The organism is Streptomyces sp. B1I3 (genome assembly GCF_030816615.1).
Lineage (GTDB): Bacteria > Actinomycetota > Actinomycetes > Streptomycetales > Streptomycetaceae > Streptomyces.
The window spans coordinates 2,101,755-2,121,112 of sequence record NZ_JAUSYD010000001.1; the positions used below are offsets into that span (position 1 = coordinate 2,101,755).

Annotated in this window: 17 protein-coding genes; 4 read left to right on the plus strand and 13 right to left on the minus strand. The window is 69.8% G+C overall.

Going from position 1 to position 19,358, the window contains the following annotated elements; translation table 11 throughout:
- Positions 1-29: 29 nt before the first annotated feature.
- From QFZ58_RS09575 to QFZ58_RS09590, 4 genes are all read right to left on the minus strand, one after another.
- Positions 30-1,541 (minus strand): DEAD/DEAH box helicase, encoded by a 1,512-nt coding sequence (locus tag QFZ58_RS09575; protein WP_307124501.1) that lies wholly within the window; start codon positions 1,539-1,541, stop codon positions 30-32.
- A 345-nt stretch (positions 1,542-1,886) separates the two neighbouring features.
- Positions 1,887-2,090 (minus strand): cold-shock protein, encoded by a 204-nt coding sequence (locus QFZ58_RS09580; RefSeq protein WP_307124502.1) that lies wholly within the window; start codon positions 2,088-2,090, stop codon positions 1,887-1,889.
- A 450-nt stretch (positions 2,091-2,540) separates the two neighbouring features.
- Positions 2,541-3,530 carry a helix-turn-helix domain-containing protein gene (locus QFZ58_RS09585; protein WP_307124503.1) on the minus strand — a complete coding sequence of 330 codons (990 nt, stop codon included), beginning with the start codon at positions 3,528-3,530 and terminating at the stop codon, positions 2,541-2,543.
- Between the two features lie 232 nt (positions 3,531-3,762).
- Positions 3,763-4,563 carry a M23 family metallopeptidase gene (locus QFZ58_RS09590; RefSeq protein ID WP_307124504.1) on the minus strand — a complete coding sequence of 267 codons (801 nt, stop codon included), beginning with the start codon at positions 4,561-4,563 and terminating at the stop codon, positions 3,763-3,765.
- 230 nt (positions 4,564-4,793) lie between these two features.
- Here QFZ58_RS09590 and QFZ58_RS09595 point away from each other — a divergent pair, with 230 nt between their 5' ends.
- Together QFZ58_RS09595 and QFZ58_RS09600 are read left to right on the plus strand one after the other, a co-directional pair.
- Positions 4,794-6,122: a hypothetical protein gene (locus QFZ58_RS09595; protein ID WP_307124505.1), complete on the plus strand. Its 1,329-nt coding sequence runs from the start codon at positions 4,794-4,796 to the stop codon at positions 6,120-6,122.
- Between the two features lie 35 nt (positions 6,123-6,157).
- Positions 6,158-7,441 (plus strand): hypothetical protein, encoded by a 1,284-nt coding sequence (locus QFZ58_RS09600; protein ID WP_307124506.1) that lies wholly within the window; start codon positions 6,158-6,160, stop codon positions 7,439-7,441.
- Between the two features lie 46 nt (positions 7,442-7,487).
- Here the strand turns inward: QFZ58_RS09600 and QFZ58_RS09605 are convergent, their stop codons facing one another.
- From QFZ58_RS09605 to QFZ58_RS09630, 6 genes are all read right to left on the minus strand, one after another.
- Positions 7,488-8,243 (minus strand): hypothetical protein, encoded by a 756-nt coding sequence (locus QFZ58_RS09605; protein WP_307124507.1) that lies wholly within the window; start codon positions 8,241-8,243, stop codon positions 7,488-7,490.
- A gap of 690 nt (positions 8,244-8,933) precedes the next feature.
- Complete coding sequence (locus tag QFZ58_RS09610) at positions 8,934-10,238, minus strand: YncE family protein (protein ID WP_307124508.1); 1,305 nt, start codon at positions 10,236-10,238, stop codon at positions 8,934-8,936.
- 617 nt (positions 10,239-10,855) lie between these two features.
- Positions 10,856-11,248: a type II toxin-antitoxin system death-on-curing family toxin gene (locus QFZ58_RS09615; protein WP_307124509.1), complete on the minus strand. Its 393-nt coding sequence runs from the start codon at positions 11,246-11,248 to the stop codon at positions 10,856-10,858.
- Positions 11,245-11,439 (minus strand): ribbon-helix-helix protein, CopG family, encoded by a 195-nt coding sequence (locus QFZ58_RS09620; RefSeq protein WP_030703572.1) that lies wholly within the window; start codon positions 11,437-11,439, stop codon positions 11,245-11,247. Before QFZ58_RS09620 ends, QFZ58_RS09615 begins: the two co-directional genes overlap by 4 nt.
- Positions 11,440-11,847: 408 nt before the next feature.
- Positions 11,848-13,206 (minus strand): class I SAM-dependent RNA methyltransferase, encoded by a 1,359-nt coding sequence (locus QFZ58_RS09625; RefSeq protein ID WP_307124510.1) that lies wholly within the window; start codon positions 13,204-13,206, stop codon positions 11,848-11,850.
- A gap of 113 nt (positions 13,207-13,319) precedes the next feature.
- The gene (locus tag QFZ58_RS09630; protein ID WP_307124511.1) at positions 13,320-15,371 is read right to left on the minus strand and encodes an APC family permease; all 2,052 of its coding nucleotides are present in this window, start codon (positions 15,369-15,371) and stop codon (positions 13,320-13,322) included.
- 491 nt (positions 15,372-15,862) lie between these two features.
- Between QFZ58_RS09630 and QFZ58_RS09635 the strand changes: the two genes are divergently transcribed.
- On the plus strand, positions 15,863-16,531 hold the full coding sequence (locus tag QFZ58_RS09635) for a TrkA family potassium uptake protein (RefSeq protein WP_307124512.1): 669 nt from the start codon (positions 15,863-15,865) through the stop codon (positions 16,529-16,531).
- Complete coding sequence (locus QFZ58_RS09640; protein WP_307124513.1) at positions 16,531-17,208, plus strand: TrkA family potassium uptake protein; 678 nt, start codon at positions 16,531-16,533, stop codon at positions 17,206-17,208. The genes QFZ58_RS09635 and QFZ58_RS09640 overlap by 1 nt, the downstream gene beginning before the upstream one ends.
- Positions 17,209-17,363: 155 nt before the next feature.
- On the opposite strand, the gene QFZ58_RS09645 is transcribed toward QFZ58_RS09640, so the two are convergent.
- The 3 genes from QFZ58_RS09645 to QFZ58_RS09655 all read right to left on the minus strand — a co-directional run bounded on the left by QFZ58_RS09645 (position 17,364) and on the right by QFZ58_RS09655 (position 19,350).
- Entirely contained in the window at positions 17,364-18,152 is a 789-nt protein-coding gene (locus QFZ58_RS09645) for a DUF3159 domain-containing protein (protein WP_307124514.1), read from the minus strand.
- Between the two features lie 3 nt (positions 18,153-18,155).
- Entirely contained in the window at positions 18,156-18,506 is a 351-nt protein-coding gene (locus QFZ58_RS09650; protein ID WP_307128811.1) for an OB-fold nucleic acid binding domain-containing protein, read from the minus strand.
- Between the two features lie 151 nt (positions 18,507-18,657).
- Complete coding sequence (locus QFZ58_RS09655) at positions 18,658-19,350, minus strand: response regulator (RefSeq protein ID WP_307124515.1); 693 nt, start codon at positions 19,348-19,350, stop codon at positions 18,658-18,660.
- Positions 19,351-19,358 lie beyond the last annotated feature (8 nt).

Genomic DNA, 19,358 nt, shown 5'->3' on the forward strand with positions numbered 1-19,358 from the left:
CCGCGAATTGCGCACGCCACCGCGAGTTCTCACGCCGCCGCGTCGAAGGAGGACTGATGCGCGGTCACGCGACGGGCGGCCGAAGCGGGGCTGCGCCGGCCGCGTGAGGACGTGCTGCGCTGACGCCGCTCGACGACCGGAGCGGTGATCGTCACCGGGATGCCCGAGGGGGTCTGGGCGCCGGTGATCCGGCTGAGGGCCTCTTCGCCGGACCGGACCTGGGTGGTCTGGGGCACGATGCCGGCGGCGGTCATGAGGCGGGTCATATCGCGGCGCTGGTCAGGGGTGACCAGGGTGACGACGCTGCCGGACTCCCCTGCCCTCGCGGTACGCCCGCCGCGGTGCAGGTAGTCCTTGTGGTCGGTCGGCGGGTCGACGTTGACGACGAGTTCCAGGTTGTCGACATGGATACCCCGCGCCGCGACATTCGTCGCGACGAGCACCGTGACGTGTCCGGTCTTGAACTGGGCCAGCGTCCGGGTGCGTTGCGGCTGCGACTTCCCGCCGTGCAGGCCGGCGGCCCGTACACCGCTGGCCAGCAGGTGGTCGGTGAGCTTGTCCACGGCCCGCTTGGTGTCCAGAAACATGATCACCCGGCCCTCGCGTGCGGCGATCTGTGTCGTCGTCCGGCTCTTGTCGGCGCCGTGGACGTGCAGCACGTGATGTTCCATCGTCGTGACCGCGCCTGCGGACGGGTCGACGGAGTGGACGACCGGGTCGGTCAAGTAGCGGCGGACCAGACGGTCGACGTTGCGGTCGAGGGTCGCGGAGAACAACATCCGCTGGCCCTCGGGGCGGACCTGGTCCAAAAGCGCTGTGACCTGAGGCATGAAGCCCATGTCGGCCATCTGATCAGCCTCGTCCAGGACAGTGATCGCGACGTGGTCCAAGCGGCAGTCACCGCGGTCGATGAGGTCCTTGAGCCGACCCGGCGTCGCGACGACGACCTCGGCACCACCACGCAGCGCGTTGGCCTGCCTCCCGATCGACATTCCGCCGACAACGGTGGCCAGGCGCAGCCTCACCGAGCGGGCATAGGGGGTGAGCGCGTCGGTCACCTGCTGGGCCAGCTCACGCGTCGGCACGAGGACCAGGGCCAGCGGCTGGCGGGGCTCGGCACGCTGACCGGCGGTGCGTGCCAGCAGCGCCAGGCCGAAGGCGAGGGTCTTGCCGGAGCCGGTGCGCCCGCGCCCCAAGGCGTCACGGCCCGCGAGGGTGTTGGGCAGGGTCGCACCCTGGATCGGGAACGGGACGCTCACGCCCTGTGCGGTCAGCGCCGCCAGCAGCTGCTTGGGCATGTCGAGATCGGCGAACGCCTCGACCGCCGGCAGCGCAGGAGTCACCGTCTTCGGCAGGGCGAACTCACCCTGCACCGCCGCGGGCCGCCGGCCATGTCCGCTTGACCGGCTCGGACCCGCTGAACGGCTCGGGGCGGACGAGCCGATCCGTCCGCCCCGCCGCGAACCGGCGTCGGAGCCGAAAGCCGGACCGTCGGTCCGGTTGCGGCTGGAGGAACGGCTGTTCGTACGTGTGGGGTTCATGGAGAACCTTCCTTGATACACGGCACGTACCAAGGAATTCCCGCGGCGGAAAAGCAGTGCAGGGAATCACAAGAAACGGCCCGAATGGAATGCGAAAGAGAATCTGGTGTGCAGTGGATCTGGTGCAGTGCACCTGGCGCAATGACGCAGGAGGAGGGCCATGAAGCGCATGACGCCGCGTGGGGCGTGCAATCCCGGACTTCGACCGATTGCAGCTCCGAAGAGGCACGGATCCCTGAAGAAGGGATACAGGCGGCACTCAGGGGACACCACTGCGGAACATGTCCGTAGCTGGGGCCCGCACCCCGAGGGATGCGGGCCCCAGCTACGAAGTGCGTGAAAGCCTCAGGCGGGAACGATGTTCTCGGCCATCGGGCCTTTCTGGCCCGGCGCGATGTCGAAGATGACCTTCTCGCCTTCGAGCAGCTCGCGGAAGCCCTGGGCGGCAATGTTCGAGAAGTGGGCGAACACGTCGGCGCCGCCACCATCCTGCTCGATGAAGCCGAAACCCTTGGCCGCGTTGAACCACTTCACGGTGCCTGATGCCACGTCATGTCTCCTTTGGGGCAGTACGCCGGGATCCGCGATGCCAGGAACCCGGGTCGCCGCAATGATGCCCCGACCGGAAGGTGACCCGGCGATACAAAGCGCTTCCGGTCGCCGATAATTCCGGCGAGGGCGCTTGGAGTTTTGGGAACCACGACTGCAACTGAGATCGACAGTAGCATGAAGTAACGGCCCTGGCACGATAAACAATTGCACTCTGTCAGTTAGGGTACAAACATTCCCCGCACAGCACGTTAAACCCTGACCTCGCGGCCATAGATATTGCCCCATCCGGAACGCACGGTTTCATGAAGAGCGGTCGCTGTCCGAGACCGAAGATCATTCGCAGACCTGAGCACCGTCATCCACAGGACCGGCGCAGACGTGCGCGTAAGCCGTGATCGAACCTGACGGCTCTCCCTCGCCCGGGTCCCCGCCCTGCACGGGAGCCGCTCATCGCGAGCCGCCCTCCAGCACCGCCCGGCCGAGCCGGGTGCGGTGGTGGAGCACTCGCACGCCCTGGCGCTCGGAGAGCAGCAGGCCCGCCTCGCGGAGCACGGTGGCGTGCCGACTGGCCGTCGACGGGGCGAGCCGCAGCGCCGCGGCGATGTCCATGGTCGTCATGGGGCGGTCCAGCATCCGCAGCAGTTCGGCTCGCGAGGCTCCGATGAGCTGCGCCACCGGGACCTCCCCGCCGTGGTGCCGGCGTTCGATCCAGCCAGGCGCGGGCGAGAGCGGGTGGACGAGGACCGGAGGCAGTCCCTCATCGACGAGGGCGAGCGGGGCGCGGACACAGAAGAAGGCCGGAATGAGTGTCAACGCCCTTCCACGCAAGGCAAGTTCCCGATCCACCGGGTACGGGGCCCGGAGCCTGCCGTCCCGGTAGCGCCACCCGGGCAGTTTGTCGTAACCGGTGAGCAGGCCCTCCGCTCCGTGGGTGAGGACGGCTTCGGCCCGTACGGTCCGGTCGGTCGCCGCCTGCGCGCGTATGGCGAACAGGTAGGGCTCGACGGCCACCCGGTGATAGGCGCGCAAAGCCGAGCCGAGGCGGCGCAGCGCCTCGGGGGAGCCGTCGGCGAGCCGGCGCACGCCGGCCGGGACGGGATGGCCGGTGTGCGCGTGCAGCCGGGCGATGTCGGCGCGCAGACGGTGCCGGGGAGTGGAGAGCAGCCGATCGAGTCCGGTGTCGAGGTCGGCGTCACCTCGGCCGGGCGTCAGGAAGTCGGGGAAGTACGACTCGTCCGGGCACAGCCGGGTCAGGGAACGGGTCACGGCGACGAGGCCGGATCGCCGCAGGGCCGCGCCCACCTCGCGGCGCCAGGCGGTGAACGCGAGGGGCACCTCGCGGTTCTGGAGCAGGTGCAGGCTGAGCGCGGTCTCCCAGAGCGGGTCCACGCCGGCCGCGACGCGCAGGCGGGCCAGCTCCTGGCTCGCGAATTCCACCCGTAGCACGGCGCACCCCCGGTGGTCACGGGTGCTCGTCGGCGCCCGCCCGTCGGGACTCTACGCGCATCACGGAAATGACGCATGCATGTCAGGTTAGTCGGGCTGCTGATGCTCACACTCGCGGCAACCTCGGCTCGAACTCGCCGCGGCCCGGCCGGAATACGCCCGCCGGCCCGGGCCGAGCCGTGGTCACGGCTCGGCCTGGGCCTCCATGAGCCGTCGAGACGGCTCAGCAGAGCGGAACGCCCGGAAGTTTCGCGTCCGGGTGGTCGATGTAGATGTTGCTGATGAAGCCGTTCTGGTCACGCAGCTTGCTCCACCAGTTGTTGCTGTATCCCTCGGCGTTGACGGTGTCACCCTGCTTCTGGCACAGCACCCGTACGGCCGTCGGACCGGTGAGGGTGGTGACGACGGCGGCGGTGACACGGGCGTCGGCGCGGACGTTCACCCCGCTGCCCCAGGTGCTGAACGGGTAGCCGCTGCCACCGCAGCCGTTGTCGCTGGTCAGGTACGCCTGGTAGTAACTGCCCGGGTAGGCCAGGCCGACGCCGTTGATGACGATGTTCTGGCCCGCGCCGTTGTACAGCTGCTCGTAGTGGATGTGCGCCCCGGAGGAGTTGCCCGTACTGCCGGTGACGCCGATCTGCTGTCCCTGGGCGACCCACGCGCCGCTCGCCACCGAGTACGCGGAAAGGTGGAAGTAGTACGTGGTCCAGCCGCCGCCGTGGTCGATCGCTATGTAATTGCCCGCACCGCTCGGCTGCGAGTAGCGGGTGGCCGTGCCGGCGGCGGAGGCGAGCACCGGGGTGCCGGCCGTCGCGCCGCCGTCGGAACGTACGAAGTCCAGCGCCCGGCGCACCTCGGCCGAGTGGTGGCTGTACGTCCACTGCTGGCCGCAGGGGTAGGGCGCCTTGAAGACGGGCGCGGCCGACGCACCGGCTTCGCCGGCCTGTGCCGGGGCGGCCGACAGTGCGGTGAGCGCCAGTAGGGCTCCGGCGACCAGGGCCGGAAGACGTCCGAGAAACCTCACGATTGCTCCTAGGGGGGAGGCGGCCCGGTCGGAACGGCCGGGCCGAGCGGCGGTGAGACGTCGGGAACGTAGCGGTGGTCCGGGCAGCCGACAAGCGTGCGACGGGCTTCTTCGACCAGGAACGAATGTGTTGCGCGACGGCCCGGCCCCCAGCACTCTGACGCCACGTGCCACAGCGTCACCGGGCCGCCGGCCGGGTGCGCCCGCGCCTCGAAGGAGCCCCCACTCCCATGCCCCCGGTCCGCCCCGCCCGCCGTCCGCCGCTTCCCGTCACCGCCCTCGCGGCGGTCGGGCTGCTGATCGCCGCGTTCACCGGACCGGCGGTGGCCGCACCCGCCACGGCCCCGCCCTTTCCGACCGCCGCCGCCGCCGGCAACGCACCGTCACCCGTCGGGCCCACGGTGGCGGACGCCGGTGCCGGGCAGGTGACGGACAGAACGAGGACCAGCACCGTCGTGGACATCCCGGCAGGCGTCACGGCGGGAGTCGCCGTGTACGACAGGCTCACCGGCCGCTTCACCGAGCAGTACCAGGCGGACCGCGCCTTCCGTTCCGCCTCGGTGGTCAAGCTGTTGCTGGCACTGGACTTCTTATGGAACCGGGGCCCGGCCTACGACCTGCCCCAGGCCGACCGGGACCGCCTCGACGCCATGTTGCGCAGCAGCGACGACGACGCCGCGAACCACTACTGGTCCACGGGCGGCGGCAGTGCCGTGATCACCCGTATGGCGCTCCGCCTGGCACTCACCGGCACCACGCCACCACCGGCCGCGTACCCCGGCTACTGGGGCTACACGGCGACCACCGCCGCAGACACCGTCCGGGTCTACCGCTACCTCCTCGACGAGGCGCCGGCACCGGTACGGGGTCTCGTCCTGGAGTCCCTGCACCGGTCCACCCGCTGCGCCACCGACGGCTTCGACCAGCACTTCGGGCTGCCTTCCGCGTTCGACGCGCCGGGGGCGGTCAAGCAGGGCTGGTCCGGCTTCGCTTCCGGGGGCTGCACCGCCGCCGGGACCCGGACGGCCGCACCCGGCACGTCCGTCTCCGCCGCACCCGGCACGTCCGTCTCCGCCGCGAGCGGCACCGGCGGGAACAGGCCTCGGGGGACATCCACCGACAGCCTGGCGCCCGTGCTGGATCTGACGTCCGACGCACTGCACACCACCGGCACCGTCGGCTCCGACGACCGGACGGTGGTCGCCGTCCTCACCCTGCACCCCGACGGCACTCCATACGGGTCCGCCTACAGCAAGGTCACCGCGCTCACCGATTCCCTGGACGTTCCCGGAGCCGTCCGCCCGTCCGGCACCCGGTTCACCACCTGGGGCAGTGGCGTCCGGGTCCGCAGCGGCGCCACCACGTCATCCACCGCCCTCACCACCCTGCCCGCCGGGGTGGACGTCCTCGTCGGATGCCAGCGGCAGGGCGAACGGGTGTCGGTCCCTCCCTACGTCAACGACTGGTGGGCCTACCTGCCCCAGTACGGCGGCTGGATCACCAACATCTACGTCGAATCCCCCGACAACACCCTCCCGGGCGTACCCCACTGCTCATGACGCCCCACACGCCCCCACCGAGAAGGAGGCGCACCGTGCGCCGCAACCACAGATCCCGTTCCGCCGCCGTCCACGTCCGCCGCGGCCCGGCCGTCGCCGTGTCCCTGCTGGCCCTCGCCGCTCTGACCCTCGCCTCGGGACCCGCCGCCGCCCGCGACGCCGCGCCCGACGGCGACGCCCCGCTCGGCAGCGTCGGCTGGCGGGTGGACCTGTCCGCGCCGACCGCCGACGAGACCAACGTGAGCCACGCCGACGGCACGCTGCGCCTCCGCGACCGCACACTGCGGCCCGCGTCCGCCCGCACCACCCGGGGGCAGGGCACGGTCCTGGTGCCCGAGCGCGTACTCGACCGCGCGGTGGACCGGATCACCCCCGAACTCGACGCCACCCTTCCGGCCGGATCCGAGGTCGCCGTCGACGTACGCGGACGGGACGGGCTGGGCGCCTGGACCGAATGGCGTGAAGCGAGCACCGACACACCGGCTCTGCTCCCCCGGGCCGTCACCCGGGTGCAGACCCGGGTCACCCTGATATCCGCCCCGGACGGCGCCGCACCGGTCGTGCGCGACCTGCATCTGAGTGCCGAACTCGACGACGGGGCACCGCGGGCCGTCGCGGCCGCCGCCTACACGGCCACCGTCTACGCCACCCGCGAGGGCCTGGTCGGCGGAACCACCGCGAACGGGCACGTGATCGTGACCAATGATCACTTCGTGGCGCTCCCGTCCCGTCGCGGCCTCTCCCCGAAGGGCAGCGCCCAGTACTCGGTCCGCGTGTGCGGTCCGGTGCGCTGCGAGACCGCCCCGGTGTGGGACGTCGGCCCGTGGAACACCCACGACGACCACTGGAATCCGTCCTCCGTCCGCGAGACCTTCAAGGACCTGCCGCAGGGCAAGCCGGAATCGCAGGCCGCCTATCAGGACGGTTACAACGGCGGGCTGGACGAATTCGGTCGCCGGGTGCTCAACCCGGCCGGCATAGACCTCGCCGACGGCACCTTCTACAACGTCGGCCTGAACAACAACGGGTACGTCACCGTCACTTACCTGTGGACCGGCGCGGGCGCGGCGACCACGTCCTTCCCGACCTGGGGCACCGACGTCAACGTCCGCCAGCAGCCGACCAGCACGTCCACCCGGGTCGCACAGCTCCCGGATCCCACGACGGTGCGCGTGCAGTGCCAGGTGCACGGCCAGCTCGTCCAGGCCGACGGCCACAGCAACGACGCCTGGTCCTACCTGCCGGACTACGGCGGCTACGTCTCCAACATCTTCATCGACGTCGCCGACAGCTGGCTTCCGGGCGTCCCGACCTGCTGATGCCGGACGGACGGACGGCGAGCACGTCGCCCGCCGTCCGTCGCCGTCACCGACTCCCGTAGTCCTCGACCAGTTCGCCGATCAAGGCGAGGAGCGCGTCCGCCCGGTGCCGGTCCTCACGCTGGTCGCGCAGCCTGCGGTCAAGCTGCCGCAGACCGGACACGGCGGCCGGATCACGGCGCCGCACCGCTTCCAGCCGCGGCGTGGTGACGAGGTCCATGCACGCGGTGAACAGGACCCGGGTCGACAGGGCGGGAGGAGCCGGGTCGGGGGCGGCGAACCCGGTGGTCAGGTACCGGACCGGGTCGGTCAGGCTCCACCCGACGACGGCACCGTCCTGAACGAGCAGTGCCACGTCCGGGGCGATACCGACGCGAGCCTCCAGCGGCTCGTCCAAGACATCGAGGTCACGAAGACAGGTCAATACGGCATCCTCCGGGGCACGGCAGAGCTCGGTGGTCACCTCCAAGCGGAAGTCGCGGACCTCTGCGGCGCGAAGACCTCCCGGGTGGACGGCGGGGGCCGCGGACAGGTGGGCGCAGTCCTCGGGGTCGGCGGCCTCACCGGCGACCTGGAACTCGGCGCCGACCAACTCCCGGTCTTCTCGATCGAACCGGAGTTCGTCAGGTGTGTCCCACAGCCACGGCCCACTGCCGAAGGTGTCCAGAAGGAACGCGCCGCGTTCCTCCACGTTCGAATACTCCGCCACGCGTACGAGGAAGTCCCGGAAGTCGAAACGCGGGGTGAGGCGCAGCGGCTCACCCGTCATCAACACGGTCCAGTCGCCAACGGTGATTCTCATGGGGGAGGCCTCCTCATCCGACCTGCTCCGCGGGGGCCATGTAGCCGTTCTCGGCTGGAACCCTGCCCTCCACCACGTCGATGTGCGTAATCGGCGCACCCGGGTCGGTGGGCAATCCGCCTGGAACGGCTGTGCAACTGTGCGCCGCTGGCCAGGCGCGCCACGACGCCGAACTATTCTGGGCGCGTCGGACCGCGGCCTGTGCGGGATGTACCCGTAGGCGATGTAACGGGTGAGGTGGTTGCCCTGCCTGCCACTGCCTTCCGGGGTCAGTCGGCCGACGACACCCCGGAGCGGCGCAGTCGCGCCCTGGACGCGTATCTCCGTCACACCTGGCATACCCGCCCCTCGGCCGTCGCGGAGGCGGAGCGCTGCACGGTGAAGTCCATTGCGGAACTGCCCTGCAGCCGTGCTGAGTTCCACTTCTCTCTGACCAGGGCGTGCGGACGCGAGGTCAAGCTCGCGGACGTGGCGTTGTGCGCGGATGGTCCGGTCCGGTCGCTGGAGGAGCTGCCGCCGGTGCACGAACACCATCACCGGCACGGCGGGCTCTACGCCGCCCTGGCCGCGGCGCCGCGGGTAGCGGACGGCTTGCGTCCGCTCATACCGTCGGCCCCGGTTCGGCGGGGGCACGACCGGACGCTGCGGGTTCGGGTTCAAAGCGGCGTGAGGCTCGGACTCCGAAGCGTCTCAGCCGCTGGCGGGGCCGGTCCAGTCCGTGGGGACGTGGCCGAGGCGGACCCGCTGCGGGTGGTCCCCGACAGGGATCGAGACGACCTTCCTGCCGGTGGCGAAGTCGATCGCCGTCACCTGGTCGGCGCCGCTCTCGGACACCACGCAGTGCTTGCCGTCTCCGCTGACTGTGGCCCAGTAGGGCTTGGAGGCGGCGACGAGTGGGCCCTCCTGCAGCGTCTCGCGGTTCACGACGGTGACATAGTCGTCCATGGTCCCGGCGATGCAGAGCTTGTCCCCCCGAGGGCTCATGGACATGCCGTGATGACGGGAGTCGTTGACGTAGGTGGTGCGTTCGTCGCTGGTGTCCGGGTTCTTCGGCAGCGTCTTCACCCGGGTGATCCTGTCGTTGTGCACGTCGTACTCGACGAAACCGTTGAAGAAGGAGACCTGGAAGTACATCTTCGACTCGTCGGGCGTGAAGGCGACGGGCCGCAGCGCGTCGGACAGGTCCTTGCGGCCGAAGGCGTCGAGCCGCTCGCGCATGTCGATGATTTTCTTGACCTCGAAGGTCTTCGCGTCGGCGACGGTGATGCGGCGGTCTCCCTTGGTGAAGTCCTGCCAGGGCGCGTCCATGTCGGTGTTGACCTCGCCGATGGCCATGTTCCAGAGGTACTTGCCGCCGTCGGTGTACACGTTCTCGTGCGGTTTGTCGCCCGTCTTGAACGTGCCCGCCTCCTTGCCCGTCACCATGTCGAGTACGTGCACGGTGTTGGAGGTGGACGAGGAGACGGCGACCTGGGTGCCATCGGGTGAGACCGCCATATGGTCGGAGCGGAAGCCGGACACCGGGAAGCGCCAGTTGATCTTCCCGCTCTCCACATCGATGGAGACCACGTCGGCGAAGCTCGGCCGGGAGGCGACGACGGACTTGCCGTCCTTCGTGGTGTACATGTCGTCGACGTACTGGTCGTGGCCCTCGCCCGGGCCCGTCCGGATACCGAGGAAGAAGGCGAGCCTGACGGGGTTGAGGTAGATCTCCCACAGGCGCTCCTTCTTGTCGGGGATCATGTCGATGCGGCCGATCCTGGCGTAGTCGCCACGGGAGTTGATGACGTCGGCGGTGCCCTCCCAGTTGTTGCCCACGAAGAACACCTCCTTGAGCTCCTCCGAGCCGGTTTCCCGTTCCTGTTGCGGGATCTCGCTCGCGCCGGCCGAGCCAGGGCTGGCGGGCAGCACGCCCACGGCCAGCCCCACGGCGACAAGGACGGCCACGCCGAAGGGGCGTCGACGGCGAGGACAACGGACAGCGGAACGCGTCATGATGAACTCCAGAGGCAGGGGTGGGCGGCGCGGCCGTCAGACAGGCCCGCATCTGTTACTGGAGGTAACGTAGCCAGAAGAGGAAAACTTGAACAGAGTCCCATCGAGATTCCTCGCCGGGTGCGGTCGGGCCTTCCAGACGGGGCACCACCAAGGGTGCACCTGAGCCCACTTGCGCGCGACAGACGGCGTCGGTGACATTGCGGGCCGTCGTCTCGTCCACCTGCGCCGCAGCCGGCCCGGCCGGCACCACCCCGTGCTCGCATCAGCCGAAGCCCCGCGCCCGCGCTTGGCCCCACTCGGATCGCCAGGGCTGGTCGGGTGCCTCTCCGGCAACGCCCCGCTCCACGGAGCGGCATCGACGTCGGAGTGGTTCTGCGGGTGTGCAGGCCACGGTGATGCGCCGATGTCCGGCCGTGCCCTGAGCATGCATCGGCGGCCCGTTCGGACAGCTGAGCACCGCGGGGCAGGCCGGGGCGGTGAGGGTCGTGGTCATCGCCAGGCGCGGGGGTTCGGCCGGGCCTTCCTCTGCCGTCGTCGCGACCTTTTCGGCCAGGTCCACGCCGGGGCCGCCATACCGCCTGAGGCCTGGGCGGCTGACAGGTGAGTCATCGTTGTCAGGAGACGGGGAACCATGCCGACAGGCGCTTGGCGATGACCGGTACATCCATGTTGTCCTGCGCGACTTCCTCGACGAACGGGCCGGCAGTGGAGGCAGGTGGCGGGACGGTACTGGCGCTGACACCGTTGAGCCGCAGGAAGACGCGCATGGCGAGCCAGGCGGTGCGCTTGTTGCCGTCGATCAGGGCGTGATTTCGGGCAACGGAGTGCAGCAGTGCCGCCGCCTTCTCGTGCAGCGTGGGATACAGCTCGGCTCCGAACACGTTGGTCCGGGGCCGTTCGATCGCTGACACCAAAAGTCCCATGTCACGCACGCTGTGGTCGGTACCGTTGACCGTGCGAGCGATGGCAAGGATCTCGTCGATCTGGATGTAGCGCACTTCGGTCACTTCAGGTAGTCCAGGATCTCCGCATCGCTGTCCATGAGCTCGGCCAGGACATCGTCGACCTTCAGCTCGGCCCGGTCCTGGGCGTCTCGGATGGCCTCGACAGCGAGTTCCTGCTTGCTTCGGCCCTCTCGACGAGCACGCTCAGTGAGCTTCGCATCAAGATCGTCGGGGAGTCGGAGTGTCATCGCCATACAGCGATGATACCTGACTGGTATCTGGGTGGCGAGGTGGTACCAGCCACTCAAGACCTCGGATCGCGGCGCCACGTTCTGCCGCTTGGACTGGCGCACGCTGGGCTCAAGAGAGCCGGGGACCGGGATGGCGGCTCGCGCCGCCTCCAGGAGAAGTTCCTCGCCCTCCATGCCGATAGTCCGGTCCGCACGGCCCCAGCCGGGGAGGTCCGGGAGGTTGGGACTCTCGCTTCGAGCGTCATCCGAGCGTCAAGAATTTCCGAACGAGGCCCTGAAGGCGTCGCCGATACGAGCGCCTCCCCATACATTCGCAGGTCAGGCCCGCCTTCAAGGGGCGATCTGTCCGCTCGACCCGCTGCACGGAGGAAAACAGGTCGAGCGACCCACCCGGACCGTTCAACCCGCAGGTCAGGCGCCCTTGTCAGCAGGCTCCAGAATCGCTACGCACTCAACATGCGACGTCATCGGGAACAGGTCGAACGCCCGCAGCGTCCGCACCTTGTATCCCCCGTCCCGGAAGTACGCCAGGTCCCGCGCCAGCGCCGCCGGGTCACACGCGACGTACGCGATGCGGCGGGCGCCCAGCGAGGCCAGGTGCTTGACCGTTGCCTTGCCCGCGCCCGCGCGAGGCGGGTCGAGGACGATCAGGTCACACTCGGTGATGCCGGTGCGCGGCAGGACCTGGTCGACCTTGCCGTGTTCGATGCGGACCCGCTCCAGGTCCTTCAGGTTGTGACGGGCGTCCTCGACCGCGCGCTTGCCGGACTCGATGCCCAGCACCGCGCCCTTCTCCCCGATGCGCTGGCCGATGGCGCCGGCGAACAGGCCCACGCCGCAGTAGAGGTCGAGCGCCATGTCGTTCTTGCGGGGCAGCAGACCCTGCATGACCGCACGGACCAGGGTGTCGGCCGCCTGCGGGTGGATCTGCCAGAAGCCGCCGGAGCCGACGCGGTACGTCCGGTCGTCGGCCCGCTCGCGGACGAAGGCGCGGCCGTGGACGCGGTGGACGCCGCCGTCCTTCTCCTCGACGCGGAGCACGGAGACCGGCTTGTCCAGCTCGACGAGCGGGAGCCGGCCGCCCTCGCGCGGGGTCAGGATGACCTGGCGGTCGTTGGAGCCGGTGGCGGAGATGGCCTCGACCGTGGCCATCTGCGGCCAGTCCTGCTTCTCGATGCCGAGCTCGGACACGCCGGGGGCGGCGATCATGCAGTGGTCGATCGGCTGGACCTCGTGCGAGCGGTGCTTGCGCAGTCCGGCCAGGCCGTTCTCGTCGATCGCGTACTGGACGCGCGTGCGCCAGGCGGGGACCTGCCCCGGCGGGAGCTTGTCGCCCTCGGCCGGCATGACCGTGCCGTCCCAGCCGGCCTCCTCGGGCGTCAGGCCCGCGAGGCGCTGGAGCTGTTCGGCGATCACTTCGCCCTTGAGGCGGCGCTGGGCTCCGGGCTTGGCGTGCTGCCAGTCGCAGCCACCGCACTTGCCGGGGCCCGCGTACGGACAAGGGGCCTCGACGCGGTCCTTGGACGCCTCGATGACCGTGACCGCGTCGGCGCGCAGGAAACGTGAGTCGCTCGCGCCCTCCGTGACCCGGGCGACGATCTTCTCGCCGGGCAGGGTGTGCCGGACGAAGAGCACCTGACCCTCGTCGGTGCGGGCGATGCAGTGGCCGCCGTGCGCGACGGGGCCGACCTCGACCTCGTACTCCCGTCCGACGAGCGACTCCCCGCTCTGCTGCTCCCCGGTCTGCGACGAGGTGGATTCGTTCTGCATGAGGGGGTGGCTCCAGAGATCAAGGGGAACGGCGAACGGAAAAGCGGCCGGACAACAACCTACGAGTCTACGTGGGTGCCGGCCGACCGCTTACCACGAGCGGAGGCGCCGCGTCAGCTCTTGGTGCCCGTTTCCTTGTGGTGCCGCCGTTCGACGGGCCCGCGGCGGACCGATCCGGGTGCGATCCAGTCCGCACGCCTGCGCGCCCGCTGCTTCGCGACCTCGGAGGACTCCAGCTGGTACGGCACCGAGGTCACCATCACACCCGGCGTGAACAGCAGCCGTCCCTTGAGCCGCAGGGCGCTCTGGTTGTGCAGCAGGTGCTCGTACCAGTGGCCGACCACGTACTCGGGGATGTAGACGCTGATCACATCGCGCGGGCGGTCCTTGCGCAAACTCTTGACGTACTCGATGACGGGCCGGGTCACCTCGCGGTAGGGCGAGTCGAGGATCTTCAGCGGGATGTCGATGCCGCGCCGCTCCCAGTCGTCCCTGAGCGCCTTGGTCTCGGCCGGGTCGACGCTGATGGACAGCGCCTCCAGGTGGTCCGAGCGCACCAGCTTGGCGTACGCGAGGGCGCGCAGGGTGGGCCGGTGGAGCTTGGAGACCAGGACGATCGAGTGGACGCGCGAGGGCCTGATGGTGTCGTCCGACGGGATGTCGGACGCCGCGATCTCCTCGGCGACCCGGTCGTAGTGCTTGCGGATCGCGGTCATCGTGCCGAAGAAGATCACCATGCCGAGCAGAGCGACCCAGGCGCCGTGGGTGAACTTGGTCGCCAGCACGACGACCAGGACCAGGCCGGTGAAGAACGCGCCGAAGGTGTTGATCGCACGGGAGCGCATCATGTGCCGCCGCTGCGCCGGGTCACTCTCGGTGCTCAGGTGCCGGTTCCAGTGACGCACCATGCCGGTCTGGCTGAGCGTGAAGGAGACGAAGACGCCGACGATGTAGAGCTGGATGAGCCGCGTCGAGTCCGCCCCGTAGATCCAGACGAGGAGCATCGCGGCACCGGCGAGCAGCACGATGCCGTTGGAGAACGCCAGCCGGTCGCCGCGCGTGTGCAGCTGGCGCGGCAGGTAGCGGTCCTGGGCGAGGATCGAGCCGAGCAGCGGGAAGCCGTTGTACGCGGTGTTGGCTGCGAGGAAGAGCACGAGAGCGGTGGCCGCGGCCAGGAAGACGAAGAAGAACGTCCCGTCGCCGAAGACCGCCGCGGCGACCTGGGAGATGACCGGGTCCTGGGTGAAGCCCGCACCGACGGCGGCGCCGTTGTGGATGAGGTCCTTCGCCGGGTTCTCGGCCATCTTGACGTCGGTGGCCATGGCGAGGCCGATGATGCCGCAGAACATCGTGACGGCCAGCAGGCCCATCGCCGCGAGGGTCGTCGCGGCGTTCTTGCTCTTCGGCTTGCGGAAGGCGGGCACACCGTTGCTGATCGCCTCGACGCCGGTCAGCGCCGCACAGCCCGAGGAGAAGGCGCGCAGCAGCAGGAAGACGAGGGCGAAGCCGGCGATTCCCTGGTGCTCGGGCTTGATCTCGTAGTCCGACGTCGGCGCGTGCATGGTGTCGCCGAGGACGATGCCCCGGAACGCACCCCAGAGGATCATGACGAAGACCCCGGCCACGAAGAGGTACGTCGGGATGGCGAAGAGCTTCCCGGACTCCTTGACACCGCGCAGGTTCATCAGCGTCAGCAGGACGATCGCCCCGATGGCGCAGAACGTCTTGTGCTCGATGACGAAGGGGATCGCGGAGCCGAGGTTCTCGACGCCCGAGGAGATCGACACGGCGACGGTGAGGACGTAGTCGACCAGCAGGGCGCTCGCGACGGTCAGTCCCGCCTTGGGGCCGAGGTTGGTGTTGGCGACCTCGTAGTCGCCGCCACCACTGGGGTAGGCGCGCACGTTCTGCCGGTAGGAGGCGACGACCGTGAACATGAGGACCACGACGGCGACCGCGATCCACGGGCTGAAGTGGTAGGCCGACACGCCCGCGATGGAGAGCACGAGGAGGACTTCTCCCGGTGCGTACGCCACGGAGGACAGCGGGTCGGATGCGAAGACGGGGAGCGCGATGCGCTTCGGGAGAAGTGTTTCCCCCAGCTTGTCGCTGCGCAGCGCCCGGCCGATCAGGATCCGTTTGGGCACGTCGGTCAGTTTGGACACGGTGAGGATCGTAAACGCTGTCGAGACACGCCGCCGAGGCACCACCCCCTCGGCCCCCGGAAAACCTTCATAGTTACCGCCCTCACCGGGAAAGTCCATGGAATCCTTAACGCAATCCTTGCGCGCGGGCAGGTGGGATCAGAGCGGTCCGGGCCGGACGGCCGGCACGTGCCGGCCATGGGGGACGCGGTCGCTCCTGGGCCCTGGCCGGCAGGCGGCTCCCCCCGTCGGATCCGCCCCGTCGCCTCGGCGGGGCCGCGCCACGGCCCCCGCGCGGGCCGGGCGCCGGCGCGTCCCGGGGCCCGCTTTGCCCATCGGCCCCGGGGATACGCACACTCGGATGAGGCGGCGGATGCGGGGCCGCATAAGCTCGACCCCGGGCAACGCCGAAGGTCGTTGCCCCATTGTTTGCCCCGCAAGCGGAGAGAGAGATGTGAGCAGGGTGTTTTCGCAGGTCATCCGGACGACCAGGACGGCGAGGTAGGCGCGAGGTGCACATCGTCATCATGGGCTGCGGGCGTGTCGGAGCCGCTCTCGCGCAGACCCTGGAGCAGCAGGGGCACACGGTCGCCGTGATCGACCAGGACCCCACGGCGTTCCGCCGCCTCGGTTCCGGGTTCGGCGGCCGGCGGGTCAGCGGGGTCGGTTTCGACCAGGACACCCTGCGCGAGGCGGGGATCGAGGAGGCCGGGGCCTTCGCCGCGGTCAGCAGCGGCGACAACTCCAACATCATCGCGGCCCGCGTGGCCCGCGAGATGTTCGGCATCGAGAACGTCGCGGCCCGCATCTACGACCCCCGGCGCGCCGAGGTCTACCAGCGTCTCGGCATTCCCACCGTCGCCACGGTCCGCTGGACGGCGGACCAGATGCTGCGGCGGCTGCTGCCTTCGGGCGCCGAGCCGCTGTGGCGGGACCCCAGCGGCGGTGTGCAGCTCGCGGAGGTGCACACCACGTCGGCCTGGATCGGCCACAAGATCAGCACACTGCAGGAGGAGACGGGCGTCCGCGTCGCCTTCCTCACCCGGTTGGGTGAGGCCATACTGCCGACGTCGCAGACGGTTCTGCAGGAGGGCGACCTCGTCCACGTGATGATGCGTACGGACGAGATCGCGAAGGTCGAGGAGGCCTTTGCCGAAGGTCCCGAGGAGGGCGGTCACTGATGCGCGTGTCGATTGCCGGGGCGGGTGCGGTGGGTCGTTCCATCGCGGCCGAGCTCCTGGAGAACGGGCACGAGGTGCTGCTGATCGACAAGGCGCCCACCGCGATCTCGGTGGAGCGGGTGCCCATGGCCGAGTGGCTCCTCGCGGACGCTTGCGAGATCACCTCGCTCGACGAGGCGGCGCTCCAGCGGTGCAACGTGGTGATCGCCGCGACCGGTGACGACAAGGTCAACCTGGTCGTCTCCCTGCTCGCCAAGACCGAGTACGGCGTCCCCCGGGTCGTCGCCCGGGTGAACAACCCGAAGAACGAGTGGCTGTTCAACGAGTCCTGGGGCGTCGATGTGGCGGTCTCCACGCCGCGCCTGATGTCCGCCCTGGTCGAGGAGGCGGTGAGCGTCGGCGATCTGGTCCGCCTGCTGCGGTTCAGCCACGGTGACGCCAACCTCGTCGAGCTGACGCTGCCCCCGGAGTCGGCACTGGCCGGCACCCGGGTCAGCGATGTGGCCTGGCCGCAGGACACGTCGCTGGTCACCATCATCCGCGGTACGCGCGTCCTGACGCCGAACGCCGAGGAGAGCCTGGAGGCCGGTGACGAGCTGCTGTTCGTGGCGGCGCAGGCGCGCGAGGAGCAGTTGGAGGACCTGCTGTCGGTCCGCCGCGAGCCCTCCGACGACTGAGCGGCGCGCACGGACTGAGCGTCACGCACGGACTGAGCGTCACGCACGGAAGGACGCGGGCGCGCCGGAGCGGGATACGAGCGGGCCGTATGCACGAGAGGGGCCCGGACCGTGGCAACGGTCCGGGCCCCTCTCGTATGCCGTGTGCGGGCCGGTCAGGCCTCGTAGCCGCGGGCCTCGGCGGCCTGGGCGGTCTGCGCCGCCTGTGCGTCGCGCGCGGCCTTGCGGGCCTTCTCGGCCTCCTCCTCCGCCTCCATCTCGGCGAAGACGTCGATGGGCGGCGGCGCCTTGGCGAGGAAGACCCACGTGAGGTACACCGCGAGGAGGAACGGCGGGATCTTGAGCGCGACCAGCACCCAGCCGAGCTGCGTCGTGTCGGCCCACCAGTACAGCGGGAAGAGGATCGCGCACTTGGCGAGGAGGATCAGCCCCCAGGCGTAGCTCGCCTTGGCGTAGGCCTTCTTGCGGCCGGGGTTCCTCGTGCGCCAGGAGAGGTTCTCCTTGAAGACCGGGCCGAGGATCAGGCCGATGAGCGGCACCCCGGCGACGCTGGTGACGAGGTAGGCGAGTGCCAGGCCGAGCGTGTACAGCATGCCCGGCAGGTAGAAGTCCTTGGCGTTGCCCGTCATCATCGCGAAGACCACACCGAAGGCCACGCCGAAGACGCCGCTGAAGGCGTGCTTGACGGTGTCCCTGCGGATCAGCCGTACGGCGACGAGGATCACGGACACGGCCAGGGCCGCGATGGCCGAGACGTGCAGGTTCTTGTCGAGGGTGAAGATCGTGACGAAGAGCAGCCCGGGCAGGACCGTCTCCACCATGCCGCGCACACCGCCGAAGGCCTCGAAGAGAGCGGCCTCGGTGACGGCCCTCGCCTCGGCGTCCTGCTGGTCGGTGCGGTGGGGCTGGTCCGTGTCGGACGTCGGCTTGTCGTGAGACGTCACCGGCTACTCCTTGCCGAGCGGTCGGAGTTCGTATTTGGGATTGAACAGCACCCGGCGCCCGTGGCTGATGGCGATACGGCCCGAGGCGATGAGCTTGCGGCCCGGCTCGATGCCGACGATGGAGCGCCGGCCCAGCCAGACCACGTCGAGCGGTGCCGTGCCGTCGAAGAGCTCCGCCTCCAGCGCGGGCACTCCGGCCCGCGGGCGCAGGGTGACGGTCCGCAAGGTACCAGTCACCTTGACGATCTGCCGGTCCGTGCACTCCGAGATGCGCGTGCAGCCCGAGGCGTGCGAGTCCTCCCGCAGTTCCTCTGACTCCAGGTCCTCCTGGGAGCTGGACAGCCGGTCGAGCATGCGGCGGAAGCGGCCCGACGGCCTCTCCGCCCTGCCTGGCTTCTCGATTCGGTGAACAGCGCTCATACCGGAAGGGTACCGGTCCCCTGTGGTAAGGGCGGGCCGGCAGGGCTGCCACCCGAAAGGGTGACACGGCTCGCGGCATGAGCGGTCAGCCGCGCTCGAAGCGGTAGCCCATCCCCGGCTCGGTCACGAAGTGCCTGGGATGCGCGGGGTCGGCCTCCAGCTTGCGGCGCAGCTGGGCCATGTAGACCCGCAGGTAGTTGGTTTCCGTGCCGTACGAGGGTCCCCAGACCTCCTGCAGGAGCTGCTTCTGGCCGACGAGCCGGCCCGCGTTGCGGACGAGGACCTCCAGCAGGTGCCACTCCGTGGGGGTGAGCCGCACGTCACGGCCCTCCCTGTGGACCTTCTTCGCCGCCAGGTCCACGGTGAACCCCTGGGTCTCGACGACCCCCAGGGTGTCGGCGCCGTCGGGGCCGACCGGTTCGGCGCGGCGTACGGCGGCGCGCAGGCGGGCCAGCAGTTCGTCCATGCCGAAGGGCTTGGTGACGTAGTCGTCCGCCCCGGCGTCCAGGGCCTCGACCTTCTCGTCGGAGGTGTGACGGGCGGAGAGCACGAGGATCGGCACGCGGGTCCAGCCGCGCAGGCCTTTGATCACCTCGACGCCGTCCATGTCCGGCAGTCCGAGGTCCAGGACGACGACGTCGGGGTGGCGGGCGGCGGCGAGCTGCAGGGCGGTCGCCCCGTCCGGCGCCGCGTCCACCTCGTACCTGCGCGCCTTCAGATTGATCACGAGGGCGCGCACTATCTGCGGTTCGTCGTCGACCACCAGCACCCGGGTCATCGGGTCCC

Excerpts from the sequence above, each read along its gene's own strand:
- QFZ58_RS09575 (WP_307124501.1), bottom strand. The coding sequence starts at position 1,541 with ATGAACCCCACACGTACGAACAGCCGTTCCTCCAGCCGCAACCGGACC.
- QFZ58_RS09595 (WP_307124505.1), top strand. The coding sequence starts at position 4,794 with ATGCCCCCGGTCCGCCCCGCCCGCCGTCCGCCGCTTCCCGTCACCGCC.
- QFZ58_RS09605 (WP_307124507.1), bottom strand. The coding sequence starts at position 8,243 with ATGAGAATCACCGTTGGCGACTGGACCGTGTTGATGACGGGTGAGCCG.
- QFZ58_RS09610 (WP_307124508.1), bottom strand. The coding sequence starts at position 10,238 with ATGACGCGTTCCGCTGTCCGTTGTCCTCGCCGTCGACGCCCCTTCGGC.
- QFZ58_RS09620 (WP_030703572.1), bottom strand. The coding sequence starts at position 11,439 with ATGGCGATGACACTCCGACTCCCCGACGATCTTGATGCGAAGCTCACT.
- QFZ58_RS09625 (WP_307124510.1), bottom strand. The coding sequence starts at position 13,206 with ATGCAGAACGAATCCACCTCGTCGCAGACCGGGGAGCAGCAGAGCGGG.
- QFZ58_RS09640 (WP_307124513.1), top strand. The coding sequence starts at position 16,531 with ATGCGCGTGTCGATTGCCGGGGCGGGTGCGGTGGGTCGTTCCATCGCG.
- QFZ58_RS09650 (WP_307128811.1), bottom strand. The coding sequence starts at position 18,506 with ATGCTCGACCGGCTGTCCAGCTCCCAGGAGGACCTGGAGTCAGAGGAA.
- QFZ58_RS09655 (WP_307124515.1), bottom strand. The coding sequence starts at position 19,350 with ATGACCCGGGTGCTGGTGGTCGACGACGAACCGCAGATAGTGCGCGCC.